Raw genomic sequence first — 11,230 nt, forward strand, 5'->3', positions numbered from 1 at the left:
TAACAATCATAGCGCTTTAGTATTCAGGCACCAGGAATTGGTAAATCATAATGAAGATGCGTTTGATCATCTTATTACAGGAAACGGATATACATGGGTAAGTGTTATGAGTGTGTATGAGCAGCAGGATGGTGGATTAAAAGATGTGAACTCATTCTTTGGAAACTTAAAGAATGGAGACATGTATGAAGGGTTTTGGGGAGGGCTTACAGATGATAACAGATTGTGGGCAGGTTCCAGAAATGCCATAACCATAGGACGTTGGGATGATATAATCCTTGTGTTTTAGATACTATTCCTATTAAAACCGAGAGATATTATATCGTATCAGGAAGAATGCAATCCGGGTCAAATATCGAGGTGCCTATAGAACTGTTTTTAAATGGTGAACTTAGAGCCAGGAAATACTATTTTGTAACTAAAAACGTCAATGCCTCCAAAATGGCAATAGGACAAGAAAGGGATGCTACTAATCATCCTGGATTTGAATCTTTTGATGGTGAAATAACACGTTTTTTAATATATGACAGGCCACTTTCCGATTCAGAAATGCAGCAGTTGACAATTTTTTTGAAAAATTATTACAATTTTCATAATTGAAAATATATTGATTAGCGGCCATATGATCTACTAATAGCCTTCCAGAATAAATTCACCAAATGAAGAAGGTGTGTGGAAATTAGGGGTTTCTGTTTTAGGATTCACCCATGTTATCCAGATAGGTTCATAATGGTTTCTACTTATTTGATTATATTTTGCACGATACACACCGGTTTCAATAATACCGTGTTTTAATAAGTTGTATTTGGTGAGAGATTTTAAACTTATAGTGCCTTCAACACAAAAGTCTGTTTCTCTGATAAGCGATTTAACTTTAATATCTTCTGAAGGCCAATTCCAATCAAAGTCAAATACTTTACCGGGAAGTGCTTTAAAATCCATTAGTCTGGGCTTGGGATCAATTTCTAAACAATAGTACGGGGTCATTTTATGATTAGATCTGAAAAAAAGCTCAACTCTATCTGAATTATCAATAGAATCATTAGAATTATCTTTGGTAATAAGGTGAACCTTATTGTCATATACCTTAAAATTGAAATACAGGTTTTCTGAATCCCAGAGCGCTTTAAATTCAATTTTTTTTATAGTGTCAGGATCCCATGGTGAGCAAAAATCATCCAAAACTTTAGCTTTTTCCCAAATGGAGTTTGTTCCTGTGCCATCAATCTTTAAGGTCTCTTCTTTGATTTTTACAACGGTATACTTTTTCATGTGTTTCAACTTAATCTTATGCTGTTTAAAAGTTACTAATATAATATTTTGAATAGAACTCATAGAGTGTTACAATTTAAAGAGAGAATCTATCTATAAATAGGACATCATTTTTGTTGTGAAAAAGCTTATTATAAGTGACTCAAAAGTGATTGTTCTAGACTATGAAAATGAGGGAACAAAATAGACAAAGCCAAGTGGTTAAATAACTACAATGATTTGTAAAAGAAGTACTGGTTTTTGATGGTGAAACCGGTGTATATTTCGCTAAAAGAAACAAAGACCCTGAATATTATAAAATGAGCTGTTTTAATTGTACATTTATTTAATATTACAAGTGTCTTTTTAATACTTGTAATATTAAAAAAGGTTATAAGAGAAAGCGTATTGGAAAGCAGTTTATTTTGAGAAAGATCAAATAGCTTCTAACCGAGGTTTGGGGCTTTAAAAAAGACAATGAAATTAGATAAATTAATAAAAACTGAAATTTTTTAAAAATGAAAAATGTGAGAGTGATAATTACTTTTGTATGTAGTGTACTGTTTGGGATATATACAGTATCAGCTCAATCAATTAATGATTGGGAAAACCCTCTGGTAGTAGGTATCAATAAACTTCCGGCCAGAGCAACGTCTATGTCTTTTCCCGATGAAGTAATGGCTCTTAATTCAGAGCGTTCAGAAAGCCCTAGATATAAAAGTTTGAATGGTAATTGGAAATTTAGTTTTGCACCAATAATAGAACAAAGTGTTCAGGGGTTTGAAAGTCCAAAATTTGATGTGTCCGGTTGGGATGAAATTCCTGTGCCAGCAAATTGGGAGTTACATGGTTACGGACAGGCCATTTATACAAATGTTACGTATCCTTTTGTACCGGTAAATCCGCCCTATATCCCAAAAGACGATAGCCCTGTAGGTTCTTATCGTACTACTTTTACCATACCTGAGGCTTGGGAAGACAGTAAAGTTATTATTCACCTTGGAGGTGTGAGTTCTGCTTTCTACTTGTGGATCAATGGCCAAAAAGTAGGTTATAGTCAGGGAAGTCGATTACCTGCTGAATTTGATATTACACCATACCTAAAAGAGGGAGAGAATGTATTAGCAGCAAAAGTATTCCGTTGGAGTGATGGTTCTTATTTAGAAGATCAGGATCATTGGCGTTTAAGTGGTATTCACAGAGATGTCTATCTGGAAGCTGTGCCACGTCAGGCATTCATTTATGATTTTTTTGTACGTACAAGTTTAGACGAAGATTATAAAAATACCACTTTGAGTATTCGCCCTAAGATACATGCCGAAGATAAAAAAGTTATTAAAGACTGGACACTTGAAGCGCAACTTTTTGATAACAACGGGGAAGCTGTTTTGAGTGAAAAATTAAGTGAAAATGTTGGTAAGATAGTTAATGAAGGCTATCCGCAACGAGGTACAGTAAAATTCGGATTGCTGGAGGCTCAGGTAGAAAACCCAAAAAAGTGGTCGGCTGAATTCCCTAATTTGTACACTTTAGTCTTATATCTTAAAGATGATAATGGTAAAGTAATAGAAACAAGAAGCTCTAAAATAGGCTTTAGAGAAACTGAAATTCGAGATGGTGAATTTTTTGTAAACGGAAAACCCGTAATTCTATATGGGGTGAACAGGCATGACCATAGCCAACATACGGGTAAAGTTGTTTCAAAAGAAGAAATGCTGAAAGATGCCCTTTTAATGAAACAATTCAATTTTAATGCAGTGCGTACCTCTCATTATCCAAATAATCCGTATTGGTATGAGTTATGTGATGAATATGGTATTTATGTTATTGATGAAACAAATTTAGAAACACACGGTATTACAGGGAAGCTGACCAATAACCCGTTGTGGAACCATTCCCATCTAGAGCGAGCTATACGTATGGTAGAACGTGATAAAAACCATCCATCCATAGTATTTTGGTCATTAGGCAACGAAAGTGGTATGGGACCAAATCATGCCGCTATGTCTGGTTGGATGAAAGATTATGATCCTACACGGTTTATACATTATGAAGGTGCTCAAAATGACCATTGGAATAAAATTAGTGGGAAAGACCCTTTATATGTGGATGTAAAAAGCAGGATGTATAACAAGCTTGATTATATGGTAAAGCTGGCTAATGATCCCAATGATACGCGCCCGGTTATTTATTGTGAGTATGCGCATGCTATGGGGAATTCCCTAGGGGATTTTCAGTCGTTCTGGAAAGCTATTAAGGCTAATAAACGATTTATTGGTGCTTTTATATGGGATTGGACAGATGGTGGATTGATTACCAAAAATAAAGATGGAAAAGAGTATTGGGCCTATGGAGGGGACTTTGGAGAACCAATTCATAGTGGTAACTTTAATAACAACGGTGTAATATCACCCGATCAGACACCAAAACCAGCCACCTGGGAAGCCAAAAAAGTTCACCAACCTATAGAAGTTAGTATAAGTAATATTGAGGAAGGTACGTTCTCTGTTCTAAACAGGCATCATTTTGCAGATTTAAGTAGATATGATGTGTTTTGGCAACTACAGGAAGATGGTAAAACAGTGCAGGAAGGGCAGATTACCGCACCTGAGTTGGCACCTATGGAAAGCGGTGACATTAAGATAGACTTTAAACGACCAAGAATCAGGCCGGGAGCCAAGTATTATATAACAATTAGTTTCAAATTAAATAAAACGTTTTTATGGGCTGAAGCTGGCCATGAAGTAGCCTGGGAGCAATTTGAATTACCTTATTTTGAAGAACCTGATACAAAAAAATCAAATAAGTTAGCAAAACTTCAATTATCGGATAGTGACAAGACAGTTCGTATTACCACTAAAAAAGCTACAGTTGTTTTTGATAAGTCATCGGGGAATCTTGTCTCTTTAAAGGTGGCAGGAAGCGAAGTTTTAAAGCAGGCTTTACAATCTAATTTTTGGAGACCACCAACAGATAATGATGTAGGTTCAAAGATGCCCAAAAGACAAGGGTATTGGAAAATAGCAACTAATGAGTCGACATTAAAGATATTTCAAATAGAAGAACAAACAGATACCTATGTAAGTATATTGGCAGAATATAATCTGCCTGATAATAATGGGGAAAAAGCGGGAACAGTTAAGGTGAATTATACGGTTTACGGAAGTGGAGAGATTGCAGTGAGCAGTCATATAGATCCAGTTGGAAAACTTCCTGATTTACCTCGCTTTGGAATGCAATTACAATTAGATGAGGCTTATGATACTATGCAATGGATTGGTAGAGGATCACATGAAAATTACTCAGATAGGCTTACAAGTGCGGCATTTGGACGTTACCAAAAATCTGTAAAAAATGATTTCTTCCATTATGTACGTCCTCAGGAAAGTAATAATTACACAGGGGTGCGTTGGGCTTCCCTGACAAATACTAAAGGAAAGGGGATTGAGGTTGTAAGTGCAGAACCATTAAGTATTAGTGCTTGGCCATACAGTACCGAAGATCTTTCAGAACGTAGAGGGCATATTGCCGATTTACCGGACCGTGATTTTATTACACTTAATATAGATCATAAACAAATGGGTGTAGGTGGAGATGATAGCTGGTCTATGGCGGCCGTTCCTCATGTGCCATTCCGTTTACCAGCCCAGGAGTATCATTACAACTTTGTAATGCGTCCGGTATTGAAAAAAGGAAGCAAAATAGATCATACATTACCAGAAAAATAAATACCATTAAGCAATTAATTGTGTGGTATTTATATACCCTTTATCTATTTAGAGAAGCAGTTCTATAGGTGTGTAGGATGATAATGTTTTTATATGTTTTATTTCAGATTTAATAAAAAATAGATGAAAAACGTTCTGTTATTATTGTTTTTATACCTGTTTTTGAGTTGTAACAATGAAAAGGAGATTTTATTGTTTTCTTATTTTAAGGGAAATGGGGAAGATGGTTTACATCTTGCTTATAGTGAAGATGGCTTAAAATGGCAGGCATTAAATAATGATAAACCTTTTTTAGCTCCCTTAATAGGACAAGATAAACTTATGCGAGATCCTTGTATAATAGTTGGTCCGGACAAAATGTTTCATATGGTGTGGACAATAAGTTGGGGAGAAAAAGGAATTGGTTATGCTTCTTCCAAAGACCTTATCAATTGGTCTAAGCAACAATACCTCCCCGTTATGGAGCATGAAGCAGAAGCTAAAAACTGTTGGGCACCAGAGTTGTTTTATGATGACCAAAAGGAACAGTATATAATCTGCTGGTCAACTACCATTCCTGGGCGTTTTCCTGAAACCGATCAGACTGGAGATGATGGTTATAACCATCGTATGTATTATACAACTACGAAAGATTTTAAAACTTTGACCAAGACCAAATTATTTTATGATAAAGGTTTTAATGTTATAGACGGTACAATTATTAAAAACAAGGATACTTATCTAATGGTTGTTAAGGATGAAACAAGGTGGTCTCCGGCTAAAAACCTTAGAGTAGCAAGAGCAAATGAAGCAGAAGGGCCATACAGTAAGCCATTAGAACCATTTACAATTACAGAAGAATATTGGGCAGAAGGGCCTTCTATTGTAAAGTATAATAATGAATGGATTGTGTATTTTGACAAGTATAGAAAAGGCCGTATGGGAGCTAAAAAAACCAAAGACTGGAAACATTGGGAAGACATACAGGATATAAGTTTTCCTGAAGGAACCCGACATGGAACGGTATTTAAAGCTCCAGTGAATGTTTTAAATAAATTAAGAACTAAACTATAAAATTTATAAAGAACAGGTCTGTCTTTATTCTTTTTTATGCTTAACAATTACATTCCTGTTTGTCCAAAAAAGTTTTAATGCGATATGTTCAAGATAGTAACCTGTTAAGGTTTGTTAGTATGCCTAAGAGCAATAGGATTTCTTGCAAATATGATAGTATATTTTGTTTATGTAGTGTCGGTTAACTTTAGAGCTAAATCCTATTTTTGTTTATATACTAATAGATAGTTTTATAAAGCCAATGTCAATAATAATTACAGATATTTTAATAAAGGATGTTCGTTTTCCTACGAGCAAATCATTGGACGGATCAGATGCTATGAATCCGGATCCAGATTATTCAGCCGCATATGTAATCCTTAAAACCAATAAACCAGAGTTAGAAGGACATGGCCTAACATTTACCATTGGTAGAGGTAATGAGCTGTGTGTTGCAGCTATTGAAGCCCTATCTTATTTGATAAAAGGTAGAACTCTGGAATCTTTTACAAAAGATATGGCCGGATTTTGGAGGCATATAACCGGTGATAGTCAGTTGAGATGGCTGGGGCCTGAAAAAGGAGTAATCCATTTAGCAACAGGAGCTGTTGTCAATGCCGTTTGGGATTTGTATGCCAAGAGTGAAGGCAAGCCTTTATGGCGTTTAATTGGTGAGATGTCTCCTGAAGAGCTTGTTTCATGTATAGACTTTACTTATATTACGGATGCTATTACTAAAGAAGAGGCTATAGAGCTGCTTAAAAAAGTAGAGCATACCAAAAAAGAACGAATAGATTTTTTGCTTAAAAATGGTTACCCGGCTTATACCACATCAGCAGGCTGGTTAGGCTATTCTGATGAGAAGATGAGGCGTTTGTGCAGAGAGGCCAAGGTGCAAGGATTTAAACATATGAAAATAAAAGTTGGATCTGATCTACAAGATGATTTACGAAGAGCTGCAATTATCAGGGAGGAAATTGGAGATGATTTGCGACTAATGATGGATGCTAATCAAAAATGGGATGTAGATGAAGCTATAAGTAATATGTCTGAATTGGCTAAATTTAATCCATGGTGGATTGAAGAACCTACAAGCCCTGATGATATTTTAGGGCATGCCAAAATAGCAAAAGCTGTAGCTCCTATTAAAGTAGCAACAGGAGAACATTGCCAAAATAGAGTAGTCTTTAAGCAATTAATGCAGGCCGGAGCAATTGAAATTTGTCAAATAGATAGTTGTAGAATTGGTGGAGTCAATGAAATATTAGCCGTGCTATTGATGGCAGCAAAATTTAAGATACCGGTTTGTCCGCATGCAGGAGGAGTTGGTTTGTGTGAGTATGTACAGCACCTTTCTATGATTGATTATATTTCAATAAGTGCTTCATTGGATGATAGGATTATCGAGTTTGTAGATCATTTACATGAACACTTTTTAGAGCCGGTAGTTATTAAGAACGGAGCGTATATGCCACCAAAAGAACCGGGGTATAGCATAGAAATTAAAGAACAAAGTTTAAACGATTATTCTTTTCCGGATGGGAAAATTTGGAAAGACGAATTGATTAATTAATTATAAAAATTATAAGAAAATGAAATTAATTAGGTTTGGTGAGCCGAATAATGAAAGACCAGGGGTGCAGATAAATGATAAAAGAATAGATGTTTCTGCATTTGGCGAAGATTACAATGAAGCTTTTTTTGGGACAGATGGTGTTGAAAGGCTTGAAGAATGGTTAAAATCTAATGAAAGTGATTGCCCGGAAATTGGTAATGACATTAGGCTTGGAGCGCCATTATGCCGTCCTTCAAAAATTGTATGTGTTGGTTTAAATTATGCAAAGCATGCAGAAGAATCTGGAATGGCAATCCCAAATGAACCTGTTTTGTTTTTTAAATCTACAACAGCTTTATGTGGACCAAATGATGACGTAATTATCCCTAAAGGCTCTGAAAAAACAGACTGGGAAGTGGAATTAGCTATAGTTATTGGAAAAAAAGCATCTTATGTTGAAGAAGCCGAAGCTTTTGATCATATAGCAGGATATGTATTGCACAATGATATTTCTGAACGTGCTTTCCAAATTGAAAAAGATGGGCAGTGGTGTAAAGGGAAAGGTTGTGATACATTTGCACCGGTAGGACCTTTTATTGCAACCAAAGATGAAATTGCAGATCCAAATAATCTAGAGCTATGGCTGGAACTTAATGGGGAACGATTACAATATTCATCAACTTCCGATTTTATTTTTAATGTACAAAAAGTAGTCTCATATATTAGCCAGTTTATGACTTTACTTCCGGGAGATATTATATCTACAGGGACTCCTTTTGGTGTAGGGTTAGGGTTTAATCCTCCTAAATATTTGAAACCCGGTGATGTTATGGAATTAGGTGTTGAAGGCCTTGGAATTTCCAAACAAGTGGCAAAAGCGTATTCCAAATAAAAAGAACATTGATCTTTTTAAAAAAAGACTTATTTTAGGGCATAATATTAGTTTTAGGTTGTTGTATGGCAACCTAAAATATTTATATATGAACTGTTTTGTCTAAAATGAATTGAAATTTGTCAGAAGAGACACTTTTTGAGAGCTATGGCAAACCTATAAAGAAATAAGAGTCATCAAATATGAATGAATTTCAGCTTTTTTAGGAAAAAATAAAATTCAAAATAAGAAACTTTTAAAAAGATGCATGGACTTTTAAAGTTACAGCATTAAAAAATAAAAGCTATAGTCTCTCACTTAATCAATACAACAAGTGAAGGGATGTATAATAAGGTCATTAATTAAGTGTTTTTATGTTGATATTAAAAAAAGCAATCAAGCAGCTTGTATTTACCGTAATTGTAATTACATCTAATCTTATATGTGCCCAGGAGCTTATAGATTATGTAAATCCATTTGTAGGAACCTCTAATTTTGGTGCAACCAACCCTGGTGCTATAGCTCCAAGAGGTATGGCTAGTGTATCCCCTTTTAACGTAGCAGGGCCACAAAACTTACCACATGAAAAAGACAGTAGATGGTTATCTAATCCGTATGTACATGAAAACACTTTTCTTACAGGTTTTTCTCATGTGAATTTGAGTGGTGTTGGTTGTCCGGATTTAGGCGTTATTTTAGCTATGCCTACCACCGGAGACCTCCAAACAAATCATTTGAAATACGGGTCTACATATAAAAATGAAATAGCCAGGCCAGGATATTATTCCGTAGCGCTTGATAAATATAAGGTAAAGGCAGAGGTAACAGCAACAGAGCGTGTGGGGATAAGTCGTTACACATTTCCTAAAGGGCAATCTAACATCCTTATTAATTTAGGATTAGGCTTAACCAATGAATCGGGGGCTATGATAAAAGTGGTGTCACCTACAGAAATTGAAGGGATACGAAACGTTGGGTCGTTTTGTTATTACAAACCAGAAGAAGCTTATCCGGTATATTTTGTGGCAAAATTCAGCCACCCGGCTGATGAATTTGGTATATGGAAAACCCCGGAGAAAAGCAAGGGAGTGGAAGCACAATGGATGTCTTACAATGGGAAGACCAGATTGTTTAAGGGCTATAAAAGAGAAGTCATTGGTGATAGTATAGGAAGCTATTTTACTTACCATTTTAAAGAGCCGACCCAGGTAGAAATGAAAGTAGGTATATCTTATGTGAGTATTGAGAATGCCAGAGAAAACCTGGAAAAAGAAACGCAATCACATTCGTTTGAGACTATTCATGAAAATACGGCTTCCCGCTGGAATGATTTACTATCAAAAGTTGAAGTAGAAGGCGGTACCAGAGATGATAAGACTATTTTTTATACAGCCTTATATCATACTTTGATCCATCCCAATATTTTAAACGACATTAATGGCGAATATCCAAGTATGGCAAAGCGTGAAACCATGAAAACAGAAGATACACGCTATACTGTGTTTTCGCTTTGGGATACCTATAGAAATTTGCATGCTCTTATGTCGTTGATTTATCCCAAGCAGCAGTCTGATATGGTAAAGAGTATGCTTAATATCTATGACGAAAGTGGATGGTTGCCAAAGTGGGAATTGAATGCTACTGAAACGACAACTATGGTTGGAGATCCTGCAGGAGTAATATTGGCCGATACTTATTTGAGGGGAATCCAGGATTTTGATATTGAAAAAGCATATGAGGCGATGCGAAAAAGTGCACTTCAGTTAGAAGATAATCCGCTGCGACCAGGTATTAAGGATTATATAGATAAAGGGTATCTGACAACCACCACTACTAAGAGTGGTTCCGTTTCTACAACACAAGAATATAATATCACAGATTTTGCTATTGCACAACTGGCAAAACAACTGAATAAAAAAGAGGACTATAATATGTTTTCTAAACGCTCTGTATCCTATAGAAACCTATTTGATAAAACATTTAACCTGTTACGGCCTAAAAACCACGATGGATCCTGGTATATGCCTTTTAATCCGGATAAAGGTGCGAATTTTGAAAAAAACCTGGGGTTTATAGAAGGAAACTCATGGCAATACACCTTTATGGTGTCACACGATGTGAAAACACTTATGAAGCTTATGGGAGGGAAAAAAGCCTTTGTTAACCAACTGGATAAGGTTTTTGAAATTGGGCAATATGATATGGCTAATGAACCCGATATAAACTATCCGTTCTTATATAATTATGCGAAAGGCTATGAGAGGAAAACACAAGATAGAGTGAGTCAGTTAATAAATCAATATTTTAAAAATACTCCAGATGGTTTGCCGGGGAATGATGATACGGGAACCATGTCTGCATGGTTAATATATAGTATGATGGGTATTTATCCTGTTTCTCCGGCAGAGCCCATATATGCTATTACTAAACCTGCTTTTAATAAAATAACAATTCATTTAGATAAAAGATATTATAAAAATGATACATTGGAAATCATTTCCAACATATCAGAAAATAATGAGAACAATAAAAAATATATTGATAAAATACGTATCAATGATAATCTGTTGAAAAGTTATTTTATAACCCATAAAGCGTTAGTAAATGGGACTGTTCTAAATATTAGCTTAAAATAGATAGAGTGGGAGATAAGCACTATTGTTATTTTAAGTGTGATCTGATGTATGTGTTCTCAATGGTTAATTTCATCTGAAAGGAATTAAAATTCCAAGAGCTAATTTTTTGATGTACTATGAATAATAAGGAAGAGCTAAGAATAAATCATTTAAAATT

Annotated in this window: 8 protein-coding genes; 7 read left to right on the forward strand and 1 reads right to left on the reverse strand. The window is 35.4% G+C overall.

The genetic code is table 11. The features are described 5' to 3' along the window. The first annotated feature begins 37 nt into the window (after nucleotides 1-37). Entirely contained in the window at nucleotides 38-289 is a 252-nt protein-coding gene (locus VOI54_RS14525; RefSeq protein ID WP_326283633.1) for a hypothetical protein, read from the forward strand. A gap of 11 nt (nucleotides 290-300) precedes the next feature. Further along, entirely contained in the window at nucleotides 301-600 is a 300-nt protein-coding gene (locus VOI54_RS14530) for a LamG-like jellyroll fold domain-containing protein (protein ID WP_326284065.1), read from the forward strand. Nucleotides 601-630: 30 nt separating this feature from the next. On the opposite strand, the gene VOI54_RS14535 is transcribed toward VOI54_RS14530, so the two are convergent. Further along, on the reverse strand, nucleotides 631-1,272 hold the full coding sequence (locus tag VOI54_RS14535; RefSeq protein WP_326283635.1) for a sugar-binding protein: 642 nt from the start codon (nucleotides 1,270-1,272) through the stop codon (nucleotides 631-633). Nucleotides 1,273-1,778: 506 nt separating this feature from the next. On the opposite strand from VOI54_RS14535, the gene lacZ reads away from it, so the two are divergent. From lacZ to VOI54_RS14560, 5 genes are all read left to right on the forward strand, one after another. Continuing rightward, nucleotides 1,779-4,979 (forward strand): beta-galactosidase, LacZ type, encoded by a 3,201-nt coding sequence (gene lacZ, locus VOI54_RS14540; protein WP_326283636.1) that lies wholly within the window; start codon nucleotides 1,779-1,781, stop codon nucleotides 4,977-4,979. Between the two features lie 123 nt (nucleotides 4,980-5,102). After that, on the forward strand, nucleotides 5,103-6,032 hold the full coding sequence (locus tag VOI54_RS14545) for a glycoside hydrolase family 43 protein (RefSeq protein WP_326283638.1): 930 nt from the start codon (nucleotides 5,103-5,105) through the stop codon (nucleotides 6,030-6,032). Nucleotides 6,033-6,273: 241 nt separating this feature from the next. Continuing rightward, nucleotides 6,274-7,584, forward strand: coding sequence for an L-fuconate dehydratase (locus VOI54_RS14550; protein ID WP_326283640.1), 1,311 nt, complete (start codon nucleotides 6,274-6,276; stop codon nucleotides 7,582-7,584). Between the two features lie 19 nt (nucleotides 7,585-7,603). Next, on the forward strand, nucleotides 7,604-8,458 hold the full coding sequence (locus VOI54_RS14555; RefSeq protein WP_326283642.1) for a fumarylacetoacetate hydrolase family protein: 855 nt from the start codon (nucleotides 7,604-7,606) through the stop codon (nucleotides 8,456-8,458). Between the two features lie 353 nt (nucleotides 8,459-8,811). Next, entirely contained in the window at nucleotides 8,812-11,073 is a 2,262-nt protein-coding gene (locus tag VOI54_RS14560; RefSeq protein ID WP_326283643.1) for a GH92 family glycosyl hydrolase, read from the forward strand. Nucleotides 11,074-11,230: the final 157 nt, after the last annotated feature.

It is taken from the genome of Alterotamlana spongicola, from assembly GCF_035818475.1.
GTDB lineage: Bacteria > Bacteroidota > Bacteroidia > Flavobacteriales > Flavobacteriaceae > Cognatitamlana.